We start from the raw sequence: 20577 nt of genomic DNA on the forward strand, positions 1-20577 counted from the left end.
CAGCGGGCGTGCTGCCCGCGCCCAGCTCTGTCGGAGGCGCCGGGTAGCCTTGGAGGGATGTCCGCAATCCGAGCACTGGCCGATCAGCTGGCGCGCCGGAGCGATGACGACCTGCGCCGACTGCTCACACGCCGGCCCGACCTCATCCTTCCCGCGGTGCCCGACTTCGCCGCGCTCGCGGCACGGGCCTCCACGCGTGCCAGCCTGCAGCGTGCCCTCGACAACGTCGACCGGCCGGAGCTACAGGTCCTCGAGACCGTCACGGTCCTCAGCGAGGACGCCGGCGGAGCCGTCGACCGCGACGCCCTGGCCGCCGCACTGCCCGGCTCCGACGGCGACGCGCTGGAGGCCATCCTGTCCGGGCTGGTGGAACGCGCCCTCCTGACCGTGGCTCCCGAGGGCGGGCTGCTCCCGGTGGGCGCCCTGGCGGACGCCCTCGGCCCGTACCCGGCAGGGCTCGGACGCCCGTTCCGCACCCTCGCCCGTACCGTCCCCCGCTTCGGTCCGGCGCTCGTCGGCGCCGTGCCGTTGCTCGCACCCGACTCCCCGAGCGAGGACCTGACGTCGGCCGCCGCGGCACGGATCATCGACAGCATCACAGCGCAGCCCGCGGCCTGGCAGGATGTCCTCGCCGACGCACCGGAAGGAGCCTCCGCGCTGCTGGTCAGGCTTCGGGATGCGCCGGTGGGTTCGACGGCGACCGACACCACCCCGAACGGCGGGGCCACGCCGGCCGTGCGGTGGCTGCTGGATCGCTGCCTCCTCGCGCCCCTGGATGCACTGCACGTCGAACTGCCGCGCGGGGTGGGGATCGCCCTGCGAGGCCATACCGTCTTCACCACTCTCGACGTCGCACCACCCCTCGAGGTCGAGCGCACCACCCGGCCGGCGCTCCGGGACAACGCCTCCTTCGGGGCCATCGCCGAGACGCTCCGGCTCATGACCGCGCTCCTCGGCTCGGTGGCAACCACCCCCGTCACCACCCTCCGGTCCGGTGGGATCGGCGTCCGCGAACTGCGCCGGGTGCGGGACGCCCTGCGCGCGGACGAAGCGGACGCCGCATGGCTGCTGGAACTCGCCGCCGCCGTCGGTCTCCTGACACTGGACCCGGACGACTCGAGATGGAAGGCGTCACGGCTCGACGCCTGGGAGGCGCTCGGACGGGACGAGCAGTGGCTCCTGCTGGTCGAGGGGTGGCTCGCCGTCGACCGCGCCCCGGCCCTCGTCGGATCCCGGCTGCCGGACGGCACGGGCATCAACACGCTCGCCGCCGAGGCGTCGCGGCCCGATGCGCCGATGGTGCGCCAGCGACTGCTGTCCGCGGCCACCGAGCTGTCGGTGGCCGGCGGCGCGGAACCGTCCGCCCCCCGGCTGCCCGTGCTCACGGACCAAGCCGTCATCGCCCTCGCGACCTGGCACCAGCCCCGCCTGCAGCGCCGGTTCACCCGCCTTCTTCCCGGCATGCTCGCCGAGGCGCAGTCGCTCGGCCTCACCGGCGACGGCGCACTCACGGACGCCGGTCGGCTCGTCGCGGAAGGCCGGCTCGAGGAGGCCGCCCGGGCCGTGCGCGAGGCCCTGCCCACCCCTGTCTCCCACGTGGTCCTGCAGGCCGACCTCACCGCGGTCGCGCCCGGCTACCTGGAGCCCGAGGTCGCGCGAGGGCTCCTGCGGATGTCCACCCCGGAGGGTCAGGGGCCGGCCACCACCTACCGCTTCTCCGCCGACTCCATCCGCGGAGCACTCGACGCCGGTGAGGACGCACCCTCCATCCTCGCCTTCCTCGCCCTGCACTCGGCCACCGAGATCCCGCAGGCGCTGACCTATCTCGTCGAGGACACCGCCTCCCGGTACGGGAGCCTCCGGGTCGGGCGTGCCGGCAGCTACGTGAGGACCGAGGACGACGCCGTCGCGGCCACCGTCCTCGCCGATCCCCGCGCCGCGGTGCTGGGGATCGTACAGATCGCCCCGACCGTGCTGGTCTCGGCCGCGTCACCGCAGGAACTGGTCGCACTCCTGCGTGATCTCGGCTTCTCCCCCGCCACCGATGCCACCGGTTCCGCGGCCACCACCGCCCCGCGGACCGATACCGACCGGGAGCCCGGCCAGTTCCGTATGCCCCCGGAGCAGCTGCGTTCGCGACTCAACCCCTGGTCGGTCGCCGAGGAGGAGATCTCCGCACAGCTGGCGACGCTCCGTTCGGCCCGGCCGGGAGCCGCGGACCACGCGGCGGCGTCGGACAGCGAGACACTGCTCGGCCTGGAGACGCTGCGGGCCGCCATCAGGTCCCGCAGCCGTATCCGGCTCGGCACGGCGGACAGCGAGGGGAATCACGTGCGCCAGATCCTCGTTCCCCTGTCCGTCTCGGGAGGCCGCCTGCGCGTGTTCGATCCCGAGAACCAGGTGGAGAAAGTCGTATCCGTACACCGCGTCATGGACGTGGAGATCCTCGAAGGGAGCCCATCCGATGGTTGACGGCCCGCTGATCGTCCAGAGTGACAAGACCATCCTGCTCGAGGTGGACCACGAGCAGGCCACCGAGGCGCGCCATGCGATCGCCGCCTTCGCGGAACTGGAGCGCGCGCCCGAGCACGTGCACAGCTACCGCCTCACCCCGCTCGGTCTGTGGAACGCCCGGGCGGCCGGACTCGATGCCGAACGCGTGCTCGACACCCTGCTGAAGTACTCGCGCTTCCCGGTCCCCCATGCCCTCCTCATCGACATCGAGGACACGATGTCGCGCTACGGCCGCCTGCGCCTCGAGAAGGACCCCCAGCACGGGCTGGTCCTGCGCACCACGGACTACCCCGTCCTCGAGGAGGTGCTGCACGCGAAGAAGATCCAGCCGCTGCTCGGTCCGCGCATCGACGGCGAGACCGTCGTCGTGCACTCCTCCCAGCGCGGCCAGCTGAAGCAGTTGCTGCTCAAGCTGGGCTGGCCGGCCGAGGACTTCGCGGGCTACGTCGACGGCACACCGCACCCGATCGTCCTGGCCGAGGACGGCTGGACGCTCCGCCCCTACCAGAAGCTCGCGGTCGAGAACTTCTGGTCGGGCGGGTCGGGCGTCGTCGTCCTGCCGTGCGGTGCCGGCAAGACCCTCGTCGGCGCCGCCGCGATGGCCACGAGCCAGACCACTACCCTCATCCTGGTCACCAACACCGTCTCCGCGCGGCAGTGGAAGGACGAGCTGCTCAAGCGGACGTCCCTGACGGAAGAGGAGATCGGCGAGTACTCCGGCGCCGTCAAGGAGGTCCGACCCGTCACGATCGCCACCTACCAGGTGCTCACGACGAAGCGGGGCGGGCTGTACCCGCATCTCGAGCTCCTCGACGCCAACGACTGGGGGCTGATCGTGTACGACGAGGTCCACCTCCTGCCCGCACCGATCTTCAAGATGACGGCGGATCTGCAGGCCCGCCGCCGGCTGGGCCTCACCGCCACGCTCGTGCGTGAGGACGGCCGGGAGGGAGAGGTCTTCTCACTCATCGGGCCGAAGCGCTACGACGCGCCGTGGAAGGACATCGAGGCCCAGGGCTACATCGCACCCGCCGACTGCGTGGAGGTCCGGGTGGACCTGCCGCGCGACGAGCGCGTCGCCTACGCGATGGCGGAGGACGGCGACAAGTACAGACTGTGCGCGACGTCGGACACGAAGTCCGACGTCGTGGAGCGCCTCGTCGCCGCGCACGAGGGTGAGCAGCTGCTCGTGATCGGGCAGTACATCGACCAGCTGGACGACCTCGGCGCACGCCTCGACGCGCCCGTGATCAAGGGCGAGACCACCGTCAAGGAGCGGCGGCGGTTGTTCGACGCCTTCCGGTCCGGGGAGATCCATGTGCTCGTCGTGTCCAAGGTCGCGAACTTCTCCATCGACCTCCCCGAGGCGTCGGTCGCCATCCAGGTCTCGGGGTCCTTCGGCTCCCGGCAGGAGGAGGCCCAGCGGCTCGGGCGGCTCCTGCGGCCCAAGGCGGACGGGCGCGCGGCCCGGTTCTACACCGTGGTCGCCCGCGACACCCTCGACCAGGATTTCGCCGCGAAGCGCCAGCGCTTCCTGGCGGAGCAGGGCTATGCCTATCGCATCCTCGATGCGGCGTCGTTCGGTGACACCAAGCCCAGTGAGTGAGCAGGTTGCTCGCAGGATGGGTCCAGACAACTCACAGGGAACCTGCGGATACTGTGTGCGTGAAGAAAACTGGCCCCGAAGCGAAACTGCTGGTCGTCGACGACGAACCGAACATCCGCGAACTCCTCTCGACCTCCCTGCGGTTCGCGGGTTTCGAGGTCGTCGCCGCCGGTAATGGCCGCGATGCCCTCGCCGCCGCCGAACTGCACAACCCGGACCTCGCCGTCCTCGACGTCATGCTGCCCGACATGGACGGCTTCACCGTCACGCGGCGCCTGCGCGCCGCCGGCCGGCACTTCCCCGTGGTCTTCCTGACCGCGCGCGACGACACCGAGGACAAGGTCACCGGGCTGACGGTCGGCGGTGACGACTACGTGACCAAGCCCTTCAGCCTGGACGAGGTCGTCGCCCGCATCCGCGCCGTCCTGCGCCGGACGCATCCCCTCGAGGACGACGACGCCGTGATCCGCGTCGACGATCTCGAACTCGACGACGACGCGCACGAGGTCAGGCGCGGAGGCGAAGTCATCGACCTCTCCCCCACCGAGTTCAAACTGCTGCGCTATCTCATGATGAACCCGAACCGTGTCCTGTCGAAGGCGCAGATCCTCGACCACGTCTGGGAGTACGACTTCAACGGCGACGCCTCGATCGTCGAGTCCTACATCTCGTACCTGCGCCGCAAGATCGACAGGAACCCGGACGCCGTCGCCCTGATCCAGACCAAGCGCGGCGTGGGCTACCTGCTCCGCACCGCCGACAAGCGGTAGCGCTGCCCCTTGGGTAAGCGGTGGAGCGCGGCGTCGCTCAGATCCCAGCTGGTGGCGATCATCATGCTGCTCATGATCGTCACGGTGGGCATCACGGGCCTCGCCACGGTGTCCCTCCTCCGTGACGGGCTGGTGAACCGCCTCGACCAGGAACTCGGGAACAACATCCGGCTCGTCACCGCCCAGCTCTACCTGCCCGAGCAGACGTCGGACGGCGCCGTGCTGCGGTACTACGGCGCGCTGCTCGACGCGGACGGTCAGGTCATCGCGGAGAACCAGCCGGACGTCAGCGGCGACCTGCCCGATCTCACCGGCCTGACCAGGGAGCGCATCGCCGACCTCGACCAGGACGGCTTCGACGTCCCGAGCACCGAACAGGGGAGCCAGGACTGGCGCGTGCGCGTCATCCCCTTCAGCAATGCGGACAACTACGTCGCGATCGCCACGCGCCTGAACACGGTCAACGACTCCCTGCAGGAGGCCACCGAGATCATCTTCACCTCCGGCCTCGTCACGACGGCCCTCGCCTCCCTGATCGCGTTCGTCGCGGTGACCCGCCAGTTCGCCCCGTTGGCGCGCGTCGAGCGCACGGCGGCGGCCATCGCGGCCGGGGATCTCTCGCGGCGCGTCGCCGTCGAGCGGCCCGCCACGGAGATCGGCCGCCTCTCCCGTTCCCTGAACGCCATGCTCTCCCACATCGAGCGGGCCTTCGCCGCACGCACGGCGTCGGAGACGAAGATGCGGCGTTTCGTCTCCGACGCGTCCCACGAACTGCGCACGCCCCTCGTGACGATCCGCGGCTACTCGGAGCTGTACCGGCACGGCGCCCTGCAGAAGGACGAGGACATCGCCGCGGCGATGGGCCGGATCGAGAGCGAGGCCATCCGCATGGGCCAACTCGTGGAAGACCTCCTCACCCTCGCGCGGATCGACGAGCAGCGCCCCCTGGAGGTCAGGCCCGTGGATCTCAAGGTGCTCGCCCACGACGCCGCCTTCGATGCCCGTGCCACGGCCCACGACCGTTCCATCACGGTGATCGGGCTCGACGGCGGTACCCCCCGATCGGCCCCGACCGCAGGTGACGAGGCCCGCCTGCGCCAGGTGATCGCCAATCTGATGACCAACGCGCTGCGCTACACGCCGGAGGGATCACCGATCGAGATCGCCGTCGGCGTGGCGCCCGTCCTGCACGGACACAGCGACTCCGTCATCGAGGTGCGCGACCACGGTCCGGGCATCTCCGAGGATGACGCCGCGAAGGTCTTCGAACGCTTCTACCGCGCCGATTCCTCGCGGTACAGGGAGACGGGCGGGACGGGCCTCGGGCTCGCCATCGTCGCGGCCCTGGTCGCGCAGCACGACGGGACGGTGCGGTTGGAGGAGACGGCCGGCGGCGGCGCCACGCTGAGCATCCGGCTGCCCCACACACCAGCCGGTCCCACCGGGGACCACGGGCAGGAACTCCCCGCTGGTACGGCGGTCAGCGGGCCCCTGGCCGGCGCCTCGGAGGCACCCGCCGAGCGGCACGCCTTCTCTCCTCCACAGGAGCCGCCCGTCGGACCGGTTGTCCACAAGAGGCCCGAGGGCCCCTGATCCCGGAGCGTCCTGCCCTAGCGTCATGGGGGTCAAGGAAGCGCGAGCACACGGGAGCACAGCATGGCATTCTTCAACGTAGACACCGACAGCCTGGCCGCGAAGAGCAGCCAGGTCCAGGGCACCATCTCCAGGCTTCAGGCAGAGGTCAACTCCATGCAGGCGGGCCTGCGGGAACTCGAGGGCCTCTGGACGGGCCAGGCCGCCACCAACTTCCAGCACCTGATCGTGCAGTGGCGGGCCACGCAGCAGCAGGTCGAGGAATCCCTCACCGGGATCAACGAGGCGCTGAACGTTGCGACGCAGCAGTACGTGGAGGCGGAACTGAGCAATGCCCGGATGTTCATGAGCTGACGCCCTCCCTTCCACGCGGGAGCACGACGCCGCGGCACCGGCAACGAGAAAGGGCGGCACCCCCTTCCGGGAGTGCCGCCCTCTCGTGCTGCGCAGGTGCGATCAGCGGTGGGTGGGGGCTAGAAGCCGCCCATCCCGCCCATGCCGCCCATGTCGTCGCCGCCGCCGGCAGGAGCTGCCTTCTCCGGCTTGTCGGCCACGACGGCCTCGGTCGTGAGGAACAGGCCTGCGATCGACGCTGCATTCTGCAGGGCCGAGCGGGTGACCTTCACAGGGTCGTTGACCCCGGCGGCCAGCAGGTCCTCGTACTCGCCGGTCGCGGCGTTGAGACCGTGACCTGCGGGCAGTCCGCGGACCTTGTCGACCACGACGCCGGGCTCGAGGCCGGCATTGAAGGCGATCTGCTTGAGCGGGGCGTCGATGGCCACGCGGACGATGTTCGCACCGGTCGCCTCGTCGCCCGTGAGCTCGAGGGTGGCGAACGCCTTGGCGCCGGCCTGGATGAGGGCCACGCCGCCACCGGCGACGATGCCTTCCTCGACGGCTGCCTTCGCGTTGCGGACAGCGTCCTCGATGCGGTGCTTGCGCTCCTTGAGCTCGACCTCCGTTGCGGCTCCGGCCTTGATGACGGCAACGCCGCCGGCCAGCTTGGCCAGGCGCTCCTGCAGCTTCTCGCGGTCGTAGTCGGAGTCGGAGTTCTCGATCTCGGCGCGGATCTGGGCCACGCGGCCGGCGATGGCGTCGGCGTCGCCGGCACCCTCGACGATGGTGGTCTCGTCCTTGGTCACGACGACCTTGCGCGCGGTACCGAGCAGATCGAGCGTGGCGGTCTCGAGCTTGAGGCCGACCTCCTCGGCGATGACCTGGCCACCGGTGAGGATGGCGATGTCTGCCAGCTGGGCCTTGCGGCGGTCACCGAAGCCCGGGGCCTTGACGGCGACGGACTTGAAGGTGCCGCGGATCTTGTTGACCACGAGGGTCGCGAGGGCTTCGCCTTCGATGTCCTCGGCGATGATCAGCAGCGGCTTGCCGGACTGCATGACCTTCTCGAGGACCGCGACGAGGTCCTTCACGTTGCTGATCTTCGAGTTGACGATCAGGATGTAGGGGTCTTCGAGGACCGTCTCCTGGCGCTCTGCGTCGGTGACGAAGTAGCCCGAGATGTAGCCCTTGTCGAAGCGCATGCCCTCGGTGAGCTCGAGCTCGAGGCCGAAGGTGTTCGACTCCTCGACGGTGATGACGCCTTCCTTGCCCACCTTGTCGAGCGCCTCGGCGATCAGGTCACCGATCTGCTTGTCACCGGCCGAGATGGAGGCGGTGGCGGCGATCTGCTCCTTGGTCTCGATCTCCTTGGCGGAGGCGAGGAGCTCATCGGTGACGGCCTTGACAGCCTTCTCGATGCCGCGCTTGAGGCTCAGTGGGTCCGCTCCAGCTGCGACGTTGCGCAGGCCTTCCTTGACGAGTGCCTGGGCGAGCACCGTGGCGGTGGTGGTTCCGTCGCCGGCGACGTCGTCCGTCTTCTTGGCAACTTCCTTGACGAGCTCTGCGCCGATCTTCTCGAACGGATCGTCGAGTTCGATCTCCTTGGCGATGGAGACGCCGTCGTTCGTGATGGTGGGGGCGCCCCACTTCTTCTCGAGGACGACGTTGCGGCCACGGGGGCCGAGCGTTACCTTGACGGCATCAGCGAGGATGTTGAGGCCTCGCTCGAGGCCGCGGCGGGCCTCTTCATCAAAAGAAATGATCTTGGCCATAATGGCGTAGGTCCTTTCGGGGACGGTTGCATTTCAGCACATGAATGCTTGCCTGCGTGTGGTGCCCGCGACGGCCGGGCAGTACTCGGACGATCTCTTTCACGTCCGGGGCACCACCCCCACCACAGAGGTTTGCCTGCTTCACCCACCACGCGCATCCTTAGCAGTCTGCGCGCGCGAGTGCTAACTCAATAATTAGCACTCCCACCCCCCGAGTGCAACCTGTCGGGACGCCCGCACAGGGCCTCCCGGACGCCTCCGCGCCGCCCGGTCGAGCCGGTGGCAGCGCCTGCCGTAGCGCGGATTCCCCTCAGGGCATAGGTTGGGCGGACAACAAGCCATGGGAGGCATCGTGTCGACGTCAGCAACCGGCCCGGACAACGGGGAGCACAACGAGCAGGGCGCAGGAAGCACGGGTCGCGAGCCTGCAGGCGTGCCGGCCCCGGCAGATCCGTATACGCCGCCCTACCCCGGCTACGGCCAGAGCGATGATGTCCGGCCGGCCTACGACGGCGGCGCCACCTCGCCCGGCTATGGCCAGTCCGGTGACGCGCGGCCAACATACGACGGCGGCACCACCTCGCCCGGCTACGGCCAGGCCCCGTCACCGTACCCGCCCGCGCAGCAGCAGCAGGGACCCTATCCCCAGGGCCAGTACCAGCAGGCGCCCTACGCGCAGGCACCCTACGGCCAGGGCGGCTACAACCAGGGGCCGTTCGGCCAGCCCTACGCACCGCAGAAGTCCCGCGTGGTGGCTGGCGTGCTCGGCATCCTCCTCGGGTCGCTCGGGATCCACCGCTTCTATCTCGGCTTCACGACGATCGGCGTCATCCAGATCCTGATGTCCACCGTCGGGGCCCTGTTCACCTTCGGGCTCAGTGCCATCGCCGCGGGGATCTGGGGACTCATCGAAGGCATCATGATCCTGGTCGGCTCCGAGCAGTTCCGCCGGGACGCGCAGGGCATCCCGCTGAAGGACTGACCCTCACGGCTCCGGGCGGCGCAGCCGCTCGGAGCGGGTGGTCCCGACGACGAACCCGTCGTCCACGGCACCCCGGACCACGCGAGCGTGCCTGGAGCGGACCCTCGAGGTTCCCCGGTGGATCTACCGGAACTCGGGGCCGAGCACCACGGAGACGTCCGGCGAGACGTCGGCGCTGTCGACGAGATCCGTGATCCCCAGGTCCTCCGCCACGGCTTCGGCGGCGATCCGCTGCTCTTCGCCGTTGTAGAAGACGACGGACGAGTCCACGGTGGCTCCCGCCCAGTTCCCGGGGAGGACCGAGCCCCACCCCTCCTCGGCCAGGCGTCCGGCGGCGACCGAGGCGAGTCCCGGTGAGCCGGTGCCATTGAGGACGTTGACGGTCCGGGTCCGGTCGACGCCGTCTTCGTCGTCGTCCGACGGGGAGGTCGATGCGCCGTCGGCCTCCGTCGGTGGGTTGCCGTCCGCGGCACCGTCGGCGGGCGTTGTGGAACCCGACGGGGCGACTGCCGGCTCCTGTGAGGGGCTCGTGGCGGCTGCCGGAGTTCCCGCAGCATCGCCACCGACGAGCCCGAGTCTCGGCAGGATGAGATAGGCGCCGAGGCCGATCAGCAGGGCCAGGATCCCGACGGTGATCTTCAGGGCGAGACCGCCCGACCCGGCGGGGATGAGCCGTTCACGATGAACACCCTGGCGCTCCGAGGTCTCCGGGACCCTGTCGAACTCGTCGCGCGGGTGCTCTGTCATGGGCGGGAGGGTCCTTCGCTCGTGGAGACCGGTGTGGTCTAGATGTCCGCGCCCAGGCGGCGTGCCGACCGGGTCTTCTGGCGGGTCGACCGCAGGCGGCGGAGCCGCTTCACGAGCATCGGATCGTGGGCCAACGCGGCCTCGGTGTCGATGAGCGCGTTGAGCAACTGGTAGTAGTGCGTGGCGGACATGGTGAAGAGGTCGCGGATGGCCTGCTCCTTGGCTCCGGCGTACTTCCACCATTCACGCTCGAGGGCGAGCATGCGCTGCTCGCGGTCCCCCAGTTCGAGTGTGCGGCCCTCGGTCGGCCCGTCATCGACGTGCCGCTGCGGCTCGGCCATGTCTGCTACCGCCTTCCGTCACAGTGCACATGCATCACCCCATGGTAGTGGGGAATTACACCGGTGTCATTCGAGCGGGAGGCACCGGTCGGGCGGGCCAGAATGGATCCATGACCCACGACGACGGCACCTTGTTCGACCTCCCTCCCGTGGATCCGCCCCCCCGCCGCGACCGTCGGACGGGGCCGGCCCCGTCCGACGGTCGCGGCGCTCGAACCCGTGGAGCCGGTACTCCACGCACTCGCGACCTCCCTCGCCGCCGATCTCGACGCGGGGCAGCGCGTCCTGCCGGAACCAGGGGACATCCTCCGGGCCTTCAGCACCCCACTCGACGCCGTCCGTGTGGTCATCGTGGGCCAGGACCCCTACCCGACGGCAGGGCACGCCGTCGGCCTGAGCTTCGCCGTCGATCCTGCGACGCGGCCGATCCCGCGCAGTCTCGTCAACATCTACCGCGAGCTCTCCGCCGATACCGGAGCCCGCGTGCCGGCGTCCGGGGACCTCTCGGGGTGGGCCGAGCAGGGAGTGCTCCTGCTGAACCGCGTCCTGACCGTCCGCGCGGGTGAACCGGCCTCCCACCGGGGGCTCGGCTGGGAACAGGTGACGGACGCCGCCGTCCGTGCCCTCGCCGCGCGGGGCGGTCCACTGGTGGCGATCCTGTGGGGTAAGGACGCGCTCCGGCTGAAGCCCCTGCTGGGCGCGACGCCGACGGTCGAGTCCGCGCACCCGAGCCCGCTCTCGGCGTCGCGCGGCTTCTTCGGCTCCCGGCCCTTCACCCGCGCCAACGAGCTCCTGACGCAGCAGGGCGCCGGTCCCGTCGACTGGTCCCGCACCACGGGGACCCGCAGCGGGATCTGAAGGGCGAGGGAGAACCGCTCAGCGCCGCCGGTTCCGCTGCCGTTCGGTGGACCCGAGCTTGCGCGTGAAGGGACGCGCCAGGTTGTCGCCGAGGACCACGCCGGCCGCGATCGCGAGCACCACGGTGAGGGCGTTGAAGAGTCCGAGGGCGCCGTCGTTGACCACGTCGGCGTCCAGCGTGAGCATGTACATGGACCGGAAGATGGTCAGCCCGGGATACAGGAACAGGACGGCAGGGACGGCCACCACCAGCTGCGGCGCCCCGAGCCGGAGCGCGACGACGCGCGAGAGCGCCCCGATGACCACGGCTGCGAGTGCGGGGGCGAGCCGGTACCCGACACCTGCGGACGTCGCCCCGATGAGCAGGAGGTAACCGGCGACCGCCACGAGCGAGGTCGGGATCACGAGCTTGACGTCCGTCTGCTCGGCGATGCAGATCATCGCCACCGCCACGAAGATCAGGACCGCCACCACGGGCCAGGGGTATTGCGAGCCGGAGGATTCGAGGACTTCGAGCGGGGGGATCCCCAGGGCGCTCCCGGCGACGAGCGCGACGGCGATCCCGGCGACGAGGGCCGCGAACACGAGGACGGCCGAGAGGAACCGGCCGGCAGCCGTGACGGGGAACCCGTTGATGGCGTCCTGGGTGGCGGAGACGAGCCGGCCCGTCGGCAGGAGCAGCAGAATGCCTCCCACCACCACGAACGCCGGGGCGATGGGAACCTGCAGCCACCAGAACAGCATGGCGATGAGCGTCACGAGCGCCGAGGACGTGGCGACCGAGAAGAACTCGGGCACACGCCACTCGCCGAGTCTGCGACTGACGAGATCGACCAGGATGCAGCTGACGAAGCCGACGAGGGAGCCCAGGAGCGTACCGCCCACGAACGCGACGATGGCTGCGGAGAAGATGCCGAAGGCGGCCGTCACCATCCAGCGGGGGAACGGCTTGGGCCGGTGCGTGATCTCGTCGAGGCGCTGGGCGGCCTCGGTGCGGGAGACACCGCCGTCCGCGATGTCGGACACGAGCCGGTGGATGGCTGTCAGCCCCGCGTAGTTGTTGGTCCAGGACCTGACCACGCGCAGCACGGTGGTGGGCGTCTGGCCCTCGGCGGAGTAGTTGAGCACCACCGACTGGTTGGTGATGTCCACTTCGATGTTGTCCAGGCCGAAGGTGGCCGTCACCGCGATGATGCTTGTCTCGACCTCGAGCGCTCCCGCCCCGTAGCGGAACATGGTCTCGGCCAGGTTGAGCGCGAAGTCCAGAGCCTTCCGCGCGCTCGCATCCGGGCCGCCGGCCTGGATCATCGGGTTCGCGTACGGACTCCCGGCCAGGCGCTCGACGATGCTCATGGCCTGGGTGGGCGGGGCCTCGCCCTGCACCAGTCGGCGCAGCATGCTGCGGGCAGCGGCGTTCGACCGGCTCGACGGCGGAAGGGTCTGGGGCGTGGTGGGGAGTGCGTCCGTGGGACGGGTGGCCGGCGGACGCTGGCGCCCCTGCCGACCGGTCCTGCCGTCCGACGGTGCGCGCGTCCGACCCTTGACGCCCTTGGAACCGCCGTCCTGCGACGTCCGCTGCACCGACCCCGGTGGACCTGCTGCCGCAGCCTCTCCGGCCGCACGACCCAGCTTCCGCTTCTCCTCGTCCGTCGGGTCGAAGGGGCGCCGGATCACGGGCAGGGCCTCCGCCACGGGCGAAGGATTGGTGGCCGGCGATCGGCCGTCCCCGGGGGTGGAACCGTCTTTCACGGCCGCCTTTCATGCATGCTGTGCCGCGGTGGTCCGCGGGACTCCTCAGTAGAAGGGTTGGTGGGTGCGGCGCCAGTGGATCTGGCGGGCCGCGCGCTCCGCGATCGTGTTCCACACACGATACTTCCAGCCGCTGACCACCAGGTCGTAGCAGCCGGCGTAGTCGGTGACCGTCTTGGTGAAGCTCGTCTTGAAGAGCCCCAGTCCGTGGTGCGGGTGGGTCGTGTCCTTGAGCCGGTCGCTCGGCGGCGTGCCGCAGAAGTCGTACTCGACGATCCCGTGCTCGTCCTTGAGGTCGTTGATCGCTGTCCACTGGACGAGGTGCGAGTCGCCGTACTGCGTCCGGCCGGGGCGTGATCCGCCGTCCTTGTAGGTGCCCTTCGAACCGTAGTTGATGACGAAGGCTCCCACCGAGGGTTCGCCGTCCTCGTGGACGAAGTAGAAGCGGCCCTGCCCGGCATCCACGAAGTTCTGCCAGAACCGGCTGTAGTACTCGAAGGACCGCATGCGCGCGGCCGACCTGTCCTCGACGTGCGACATGAGGGAGTACATGGCCCGGAAGGTGTCCTCCGTGGGCTCCATGCGCTGCACCTCGACGCCCTCGCGCACGGCCCGGCGCACCGCGTTGCGCCCGCGTGAATGCAGGTTCCTGAGCAGCTGGTTGGACTCCGGTGTGGTGTCGAGGACGGCGGTGCTGTCATTGGGCTGCAGGTTGAAGGTCTTCACGAGCCCGGCGGACCGGAAGGTCTCCCGCAGCTCAGGGCCGTCGACGAGGTCCGGCTCCACCTTGATCGCGAAGACGGGGTGCTTCTCGCGGCGCGCCAGATCGGCGACAGCCCGTGCCGCCGCCGGGACGTGCTCCGGCTGCGTCACCGCGGGACCCTTGATGAGGTACCAGAGCGCCCCGACGATCGGCACCCTCTTCTCCAGGACGAGGACGTGGCTCGTAGAGCCGGCCCCGTCGATGACCACGAAGCGAGGCCGCCACCCGTGGTGCGATTTCACCTCCGCGAACGCCATGGACTGCAGCATGTTGCCCCCGCCCGGGTTCGCCGTGACGAGGGAATCCCAGTCCTGCTGCTCTGCTCCGGTGGCGAAGCGGGCGCTGAAGTCTGCCAAGATTCCTCATTCACGGTGGGCGGCTAGCAAAGGACGGCCCCAAGTCTACCGGCTGGGATCCTTGCGTCCCCGTCACGTGACGAGAAGTTGCCTCGGTAAACGGTCAAGCCTGTACGGCGGGTGATCAGGGTGGTTAGCATCAGGACCATGGACTTCAGATACCTCGGAAACAGCGGCTTCAAGATCTCGGAAATCACGTACGGCAACTGGCTCACGCACGGCTCGCAGGTGGAGAACGACGTCGCGACGCAGTGCGTGCGCGCCGCGCTCGACGTCGGCATCACCACCTTCGACACCGCGGACGTGTACGCCAACACGGCTGCGGAGACCGTGCTCGGCGAGGCACTGAAGGGCGAGCGGCGCCAGTCCCTCGAGATCTTCACCAAGGTCTGGGGGCCCACCGGACCGAAGGGCCACAACGACGTCGGACTCTCGCGCAAGCACATCATGGAGTCGATCGACGGTTCGCTGCAGCGCCTGCAGACGGACTACGTGGACCTCTACCAGGCCCACCGCTACGACTACGAGACCCCCCTCGAGGAGACGATGCAGGCGTTCGCGGACATCGTCCGGCAGGGCAAGGCCCTCTACATCGGCGTCAGCGAATGGAATGCCCAGCAGCTGCGCGACGGACACGCCCTCGCGAAGGACCTCGGCTTCCAGCTCATCTCGAACCAGCCCCAGTACTCGATGCTGTGGCGCGTCATCGAGGGCGAGGTCGTCCCCACGTCCGAGGAGCTCGGCATCTCGCAGATCGTCTGGTCCCCCGTGGCCCAGGGCGTCCTCACCGGCAAGTACCAGCCCGGCCGGCAGCCCGAGCAGGGCACCCGCGCCTCGGACGACAAGGGCGGCGCCGACATGATCAAGCGCTGGATGAGCGACGAGGTCCTCACGGGCGTGCAGAAGCTGGCCCCGATCGCCGACGGCGTGGGTCTGACGATGGCGCAGCTCGCGATCGCCTGGGTGCTGCAGAACACGAACGTCGCCTCCGCGATCATCGGCGCGTCGCGTCCCGAGCAGGTCGAATCGAACGCGGTCGCCGCAGGCGTGAAGCTGGAGGACGACGTCCTCAAGGCCATCGACGAGGCCATCGGCGGCCTCGCGGAGAGCGACGTCGCCAGGACGCAGTCACCCGAGACCAGGCCGGTCTGATGGCGCCCCTCACGGTCGCCGTCACCGGGTCCAACGGCAAGCTCGGGCGCAGCGTGGTGCGTGGCCTCCGCGAGGCCGGGCACACCGTCGTCGAACTGGACCAGCACGGGGAGCGCAGCCCATCCTTCCTCCGGATCGACCTGCGCGACTACGGGCAGGTCGCCGATGCCCTCCAGGGGGTCGACGACAAGTACGACGCACTGGATGCCGTGGTCCACCTCGGCGCGATCCCTGCACCCGGCCTGCAGGCGGACGCCGCCACGTTCCACAACAACATGACGTCCACGTACAACGTCTTCCAGGCGTGCCGGCGCGCCGGCATCAAGCGGATCGTCTATGCCTCCAGCGAGACGGTGCTCGGACTGCCGTTCGACACCCCTCCTCCGTACATCCCGGTCGACGAGGAGTACCCGGCCCGCCCCGAGAGCACCTACTCCCTCGTCAAGCACCTGGAGGAACAGCTCGCCATCGAACTGACGCGCTGGGACCCTGCGCTCAGCATCACGGCCCTGCGGTTCTCCAACGTGATGGATCCCGAGGACTATGCCGAGTTCCCGTCCTTCGACGCGGACCCGTCGAGCCGGAAGTGGAACCTCTGGGGGTACATCGACGGCCGTGACGGCGCGCAGGCGGTGCAGCGGGCTCTCGAGAATGCGGCGCCGGGCTTCGACCGCTTCATCATCGCGGCCGCGGACACCGTGATGGGACGGCCGAGCGCCGATCTCGCCGCCGAGGTCTTCCCCGGCGTCGAGGTGACCCGGGAGGTGGGCGGCAACGAGACGCTCCTGTCGATCGACAAGGCCCGGCGGATCCTGGGATACGCCCCACGGCACAGCTGGCGCGATCACGCCTGAGGCCGCACCGGAGGTCCGGGCTGCGGCACCAACTGTCGCCCGGACCACTTCATCAGTAGGCTGACAATCGAACGATGCGCAGCACCGACGAAAGGCGAAGAAGATGACAGAGAACCTTCCCGATGAGGAACTGACCATCGTGGGCGAAGAGCCCGAGGTGCCGAACGATTCGCTGGCGCCCGAGGCCTTCGACCCAGTCCTCGAGGGCCAGCCAGACGCCTACCAGGATGCGGCGGAGCTGAACCCGGACCGCTGGCAGGAGGATCCCCTCCTGCAGGACGAGCCCGGGGTCACGGAGTCCGGCGCCGACGAGAACGGCGTGGCCGGAGTGGGCGAGGAGGGCGCGCTCAGCGACCAGACGCTGCGCGAGGAGACCGCCGAGTCACGCTACGAGCACGGGGACGAGCAGTACCCGCCGGAGGAGCCCATGCTCGGCGAGGCAGCGGCGGATGTCGACTTCGGCATGATGGAGGACGACGACGTCGATGCGAGCGACGACCCTGCCAACCGCGGCGGTTCGCCGCTCAACGCGATGGACCAGGAGGACCTCCGCTAGCGGACGGTCCCGTCGCACCAGCACCAGCACCACGCACGAAGCCCCGGACAGGACACCTGTCCGGGGCTTCGTCGTCCGGCATGGGGCCGGCATCCGGGTCGGGATGGGCGTCAGCTCCCGCTGCCGCCCGGATGTCCGGTGTGCAGGGCGGCAGGGGCGGCCGGCGGTCCGTCCACGGCGCAGTGGCTCGGATGCTCGGTCTCCGGGGTGTGCGTGTTCCGGATGGTGAGCGCCGCGAGGACACCGCCTGCGACGAGCACCACGGCACCGATGATGCAGGCGGTGTCGAACCCCGCCTCGAAGACGGCAGGGTTGCTGTAGGCGTCGCCGGTCAGGCCGGCGGCGGCGGGCAGGACGGCGATCGCGATCAGGCCGGCGGCCCGGGCGACGGCGTTGTTCACGCCGGAGGCGAGGCCTGCCTGGCGTTCCGGCACTGCGGAGAGTGCTGTGGACGTCAGGGGGGCCACGAGGAGCGACAGCCCGAGTCCCAGGACGAGGACCGGGGGCAGGACGTCCACGAGGTAGGACGCCCCGGGACCGATCCGCAGCATGAGCACGAGTGCGACCGCGCACACCAGCGGCCCGACCGCCATCGGTATCCGCGGGCCGATGCGTGAGCTGAGCTCCCCCGCGCGCGGCGATAGCACCAGCATCAGCGCCGTGATGGGCAGCATCGCCGTCCCCGATGCGACCGGGCTGAATCCGGCGACGACCTGCAGATGGACCACGAGCAGGAAGAAGATCCCGCCGAACACCGCGTAGATGAGGAACGTGACCGCGTTGGCTGCGCTGAACTGCCGGTTGGCGAAGATGCGCAGCGGCAGCATGGGGTGCTCGGCACGCCATTCGACGACGAGGAACGCGGCGGCGGCGACGAGCCCCAGCACGCCCGAGCCGAGGACCGCCGGAGCGCCTGCTCCCTGTGCGGGCGCCTCGATCAGGGCATACGTGGTCCCTGCGAGCGCGAGCGCACCGAGCACCGCCCCGGCCACGTCGAGACCGCCGGTCGCGTCGGCGTCGCGCGTCTCCGGCACGTGGCGTGCGGCGATCCACACGACCGCCGCCGCGATGGGCACGTTGATGAGGAAGATCCAGCGCCAGGACACGCTCTCGACGAGCCAGCCACCGAGGAACGGACCGATCGCCGTCGCGACCCCGCCGAGGCCCGACCACGCTCCGATGGCCCGCGCCCGGTCCTCACCCGAGAAGCTCGCCTGGATGATGGCGAGGCTGCCCGGGGTGAGCAGGGCGCCGCCCACCCCCTGCAGCGCCCGGGCAGCGATGAGCAGGCCGGCGTCCGGCGCCAGCCCGCAGAGCAGGGAGGCGACGGCGAACCAGATGACCCCGACGACGAAGATGCGCCGGCGCCCGAACCTGTCCCCGAGGGATCCGCCGAGCAGGATGAACGAGGCGAGCGTCAGCGTATAGCCCGTCACGATCCACTGCAGGGCGGCGAAGTCCGTGCCGAGTTCGGCGCCGATGGTCGGGAGCGCGACGTTGACAACCGTCGCGTCGATGCCGGCGATGCCGGACCCGAGCACCGTGGCGAGCAGGATCCACCGACCCGCAGCAGTCTTCATCCGGATCTCACTCATGCCGCATCAACGCCTCATCGACCTCATGTCCCGCCGGGCCGCGGGAACACGCACAGTGTCGCACCGTCGTCGCCCCGGCACCATCACCCCTCCGCCGGTCGGACGGCCGGGGCCGGGGAGTCCCGCCCGCACGCCCGTGACACGCACCACAGATGGAATAGCACCCGGCGAAGCCCGGTTACCGACGGGTAGGACACCCCCCCCCCACGCAGAAAGCAGGACCCGTGAAACTGTTCTCCCCGCTCACCCTCGGCACGCTCGAACTCCCCAACCGCGTCGTCATGGCACCGCTGACCCGCGTCCGCTCGGGCGACGCCGGGATCCCCGGCGACATCGTCGTCGAGCACTACCGCCAGCGTGCCTCGCTGGGACTCATCGTCAGCGAGGGCACCTACCCCAGCCACGCCGGCCAGGGCTTCCCCGGCCAGCCCGGCCTCGTCGAGGACGAGCAGCTCGCCGGGTGGCGGCGCGTCACCGACGCCGTCCATGCCGACGGCGGCCGCATCGTGGCCCAGGTCATGCACGCCGGCCGCGTCACCCACCCCGACACGAACGGCGGGTACGAGGTGGTCGCGCCGAGCGCGATCGCCATCGAGGGCACCACGCGCACGAGCACCGGCAAGCAGCCCTACCCCGTCCCCCACGCCCTGACCACCGGGGAGCTTCCCGACATCATCGAGGAGTTCGTGACCGCATCCCGGCAGGCGATCGAGGTCGCAGGGTTCGACGGCGTCGAACTGCACGGCGCCAACGGCTACCTCCTGCACGAATTCCTCTCACCCGGATCGAACCAGCGGGACGACGCCTTCGGCGGCTCGCCGGAGAAGCGGGCGCAGTTCGTCATCGACCTCGTCACCGCGGTCGCCGAGGCGGTCGGCGCCGAGAGGGTGGGCCTGCGCATCTCGCCGGAGCACAACATCCAGGACGCCCTGGAGACGGAGGCCGCCGACGTGCATGCGACCTACGGGACGCTCGTCGACGCGCTCGCCCCACTCGGCCTGGCCTATCTCAGCATCCTGCACGCCGAGCCCACCGGTGCGTTCGTCCAGGACCTGCGGACGCGCTTCGGTGGTCCGTTCCTCATCAACAGCGGATTCGGCGTCATCACGAACCGCGAGGAGGCGATCTCCATCCTCGAGGACGGCATCGGTGACGCCGTCGTCGTCGGTCGTCCCGCGATCGCCAACCCGGACCTCGCCCGGCGCTGGCGGGAGAACCTGCCGGAGAACGAGCCCGACCCCTCGACGTTCTACTCGACGGGCGCCGAGGGCTACACCGACTACCCGTTCTACGACGGTTCGGTGAACGCCAACTAGGCATCTGCAGGGCGATCCTCACGGAGGGTTGCAGGCATATTCGCTGCAACTCTCGGTGACGGCGTGATCAGGACGAGGCGCTCCCGCCCGCGGCGGGTGCGCCTCCTGCCTATGGTCACCGCTGCCGGAACCAGGCACCGATGGCCCGGTGACGCAGGACCAACCAGCCCACGAGCAGGGCTGCCGCCAGATGGGTGTGCAGCAGGAGCATCACCTCCGGAGAATGGCCACCGGGACCCCCGGCCCCCACCGGCACATCGGCTCCGTGATGATCAGCCGGTCCCGCGACGGTCGAGGAGGGCGCGACCGCGAGCCCCCCGAGCAGCCAGTGCAGGACCTGCTGGCCGGCTCCCAGCAGGAGCAGCACGGCCCAGCCCGGGAGGCGCCCGAGCACCACGAGGGTGGCAGCCAGCACCGCGAGCGACGTCAGCCCGGCGAGGATGGAAGGACTCGGCAGGACGCCGCCGGACACGGAATGCGCCACGATCCCGAGGGCGACGGAGCCGAGCCCTGCGGCTGCGCCTCCCGCGATCCGGCTGCGACGGTGCACCATGCCGGGGGCATCGGCGGTCCGCGATCCGGCCGCCCCGGCGGTCGTTCCCGCGGTCGGCGGCCCCGCAGCCCCACCGCTGGCCCCTCCGCCCTCCGTGCCGATGACCACGTCGGTGTCCGTGGCGGTGTTCGACTCCATGGTTCGATAGTAAGCATGCTGACCAC

General features: G+C 70.0%; 18 protein-coding genes. 11 read left to right on the forward strand and 7 right to left on the reverse strand.

Annotated features, from left to right (window positions below):
• Window positions 1-57: 57 nt before the first annotated feature.
• From ACTIMO_RS14210 to ACTIMO_RS14230, 5 genes are all read left to right on the forward strand, one after another.
• Window positions 58-2472, forward strand: a complete 2415-nt coding sequence (locus ACTIMO_RS14210) for a helicase-associated domain-containing protein (protein ID WP_448182811.1) — start codon at window positions 58-60, stop codon at window positions 2470-2472.
• Window positions 2465-4120, forward strand: coding sequence for a DNA repair helicase XPB (locus ACTIMO_RS14215; protein WP_448182812.1), 1656 nt, complete (start codon window positions 2465-2467; stop codon window positions 4118-4120). Before ACTIMO_RS14210 ends, ACTIMO_RS14215 begins: the two co-directional genes overlap by 8 nt.
• A 59-nt stretch (window positions 4121-4179) precedes the next feature.
• Window positions 4180-4890, forward strand: a complete 711-nt coding sequence (locus tag ACTIMO_RS14220) for a response regulator transcription factor (RefSeq protein WP_055769509.1) — start codon at window positions 4180-4182, stop codon at window positions 4888-4890.
• Window positions 4891-4941: 51 nt separating this feature from the next.
• Window positions 4942-6483: a sensor histidine kinase gene (locus tag ACTIMO_RS14225; RefSeq protein WP_448182813.1), complete on the forward strand. Its 1542-nt coding sequence runs from the start codon at window positions 4942-4944 to the stop codon at window positions 6481-6483.
• Between the two features lie 63 nt (window positions 6484-6546).
• Window positions 6547-6837: a WXG100 family type VII secretion target gene (locus ACTIMO_RS14230; protein WP_055769507.1), complete on the forward strand. Its 291-nt coding sequence runs from the start codon at window positions 6547-6549 to the stop codon at window positions 6835-6837.
• Window positions 6838-6956: 119 nt separating this feature from the next.
• Here ACTIMO_RS14230 and groL read toward each other — a convergent pair whose 3' ends face one another.
• Window positions 6957-8591 carry a chaperonin GroEL gene (groL, locus tag ACTIMO_RS14235; RefSeq protein ID WP_055769505.1) on the reverse strand — a complete coding sequence of 545 codons (1635 nt, stop codon included), beginning with the start codon at window positions 8589-8591 and terminating at the stop codon, window positions 6957-6959.
• A 352-nt stretch (window positions 8592-8943) separates the two neighbouring features.
• Between groL and ACTIMO_RS14240 the strand changes: the two genes are divergently transcribed.
• Window positions 8944-9573, forward strand: a complete 630-nt coding sequence (locus ACTIMO_RS14240) for a TM2 domain-containing protein (RefSeq protein WP_235498721.1) — start codon at window positions 8944-8946, stop codon at window positions 9571-9573.
• A gap of 123 nt (window positions 9574-9696) precedes the next feature.
• Here ACTIMO_RS14240 and ACTIMO_RS14245 read toward each other — a convergent pair whose 3' ends face one another.
• Window positions 9697-10320 (reverse strand): LytR C-terminal domain-containing protein, encoded by a 624-nt coding sequence (locus ACTIMO_RS14245; protein ID WP_448182814.1) that lies wholly within the window; start codon window positions 10318-10320, stop codon window positions 9697-9699.
• A 38-nt stretch (window positions 10321-10358) separates the two neighbouring features.
• Window positions 10359-10661, reverse strand: coding sequence for a DUF3263 domain-containing protein (locus ACTIMO_RS14250; protein WP_055769498.1), 303 nt, complete (start codon window positions 10659-10661; stop codon window positions 10359-10361).
• A 219-nt stretch (window positions 10662-10880) separates the two neighbouring features.
• Here ACTIMO_RS14250 and ACTIMO_RS14255 point away from each other — a divergent pair, with 219 nt between their 5' ends.
• Window positions 10881-11519, forward strand: coding sequence for a uracil-DNA glycosylase (locus ACTIMO_RS14255; protein ID WP_448182815.1), 639 nt, complete (start codon window positions 10881-10883; stop codon window positions 11517-11519).
• Between the two features lie 18 nt (window positions 11520-11537).
• Here ACTIMO_RS14255 and ACTIMO_RS14260 read toward each other — a convergent pair whose 3' ends face one another.
• The gene (locus ACTIMO_RS14260) at window positions 11538-13268 is read right to left on the reverse strand and encodes a threonine/serine ThrE exporter family protein (protein WP_448182816.1); all 1731 of its coding nucleotides are present in this window, start codon (window positions 13266-13268) and stop codon (window positions 11538-11540) included.
• Between the two features lie 45 nt (window positions 13269-13313).
• Window positions 13314-14387, reverse strand: coding sequence for a lipid II:glycine glycyltransferase FemX (locus tag ACTIMO_RS14265; protein ID WP_448182817.1), 1074 nt, complete (start codon window positions 14385-14387; stop codon window positions 13314-13316).
• A gap of 147 nt (window positions 14388-14534) precedes the next feature.
• Here ACTIMO_RS14265 and ACTIMO_RS14270 point away from each other — a divergent pair, with 147 nt between their 5' ends.
• The 3 genes from ACTIMO_RS14270 to ACTIMO_RS14280 all read left to right on the forward strand — a co-directional run bounded on the left by ACTIMO_RS14270 (window position 14535) and on the right by ACTIMO_RS14280 (window position 16949).
• Window positions 14535-15539: an aldo/keto reductase family protein gene (locus ACTIMO_RS14270; RefSeq protein ID WP_422391234.1), complete on the forward strand. Its 1005-nt coding sequence runs from the start codon at window positions 14535-14537 to the stop codon at window positions 15537-15539.
• A complete protein-coding gene (locus ACTIMO_RS14275) occupies window positions 15539-16393 on the forward strand; it encodes an NAD-dependent epimerase/dehydratase family protein (RefSeq protein WP_422391233.1) in 855 nt (284 codons plus the stop codon). Before ACTIMO_RS14270 ends, ACTIMO_RS14275 begins: the two co-directional genes overlap by 1 nt.
• Window positions 16394-16496: 103 nt before the next feature.
• Window positions 16497-16949: a hypothetical protein gene (locus ACTIMO_RS14280; protein ID WP_448182818.1), complete on the forward strand. Its 453-nt coding sequence runs from the start codon at window positions 16497-16499 to the stop codon at window positions 16947-16949.
• A 110-nt stretch (window positions 16950-17059) separates the two neighbouring features.
• Here ACTIMO_RS14280 and ACTIMO_RS14285 read toward each other — a convergent pair whose 3' ends face one another.
• A complete protein-coding gene (locus ACTIMO_RS14285) occupies window positions 17060-18544 on the reverse strand; it encodes an MFS transporter (RefSeq protein ID WP_448182819.1) in 1485 nt (494 codons plus the stop codon).
• A 224-nt stretch (window positions 18545-18768) separates the two neighbouring features.
• Here ACTIMO_RS14285 and ACTIMO_RS14290 point away from each other — a divergent pair, with 224 nt between their 5' ends.
• A complete protein-coding gene (locus ACTIMO_RS14290) occupies window positions 18769-19860 on the forward strand; it encodes an alkene reductase (protein ID WP_448182820.1) in 1092 nt (363 codons plus the stop codon).
• A 115-nt stretch (window positions 19861-19975) separates the two neighbouring features.
• Here ACTIMO_RS14290 and ACTIMO_RS14295 read toward each other — a convergent pair whose 3' ends face one another.
• A complete protein-coding gene (locus ACTIMO_RS14295; protein WP_448182821.1) occupies window positions 19976-20551 on the reverse strand; it encodes a hypothetical protein in 576 nt (191 codons plus the stop codon).
• Window positions 20552-20577 lie beyond the last annotated feature (26 nt).

This window comes from Arthrobacter sp. CP30, from assembly GCF_053470025.1.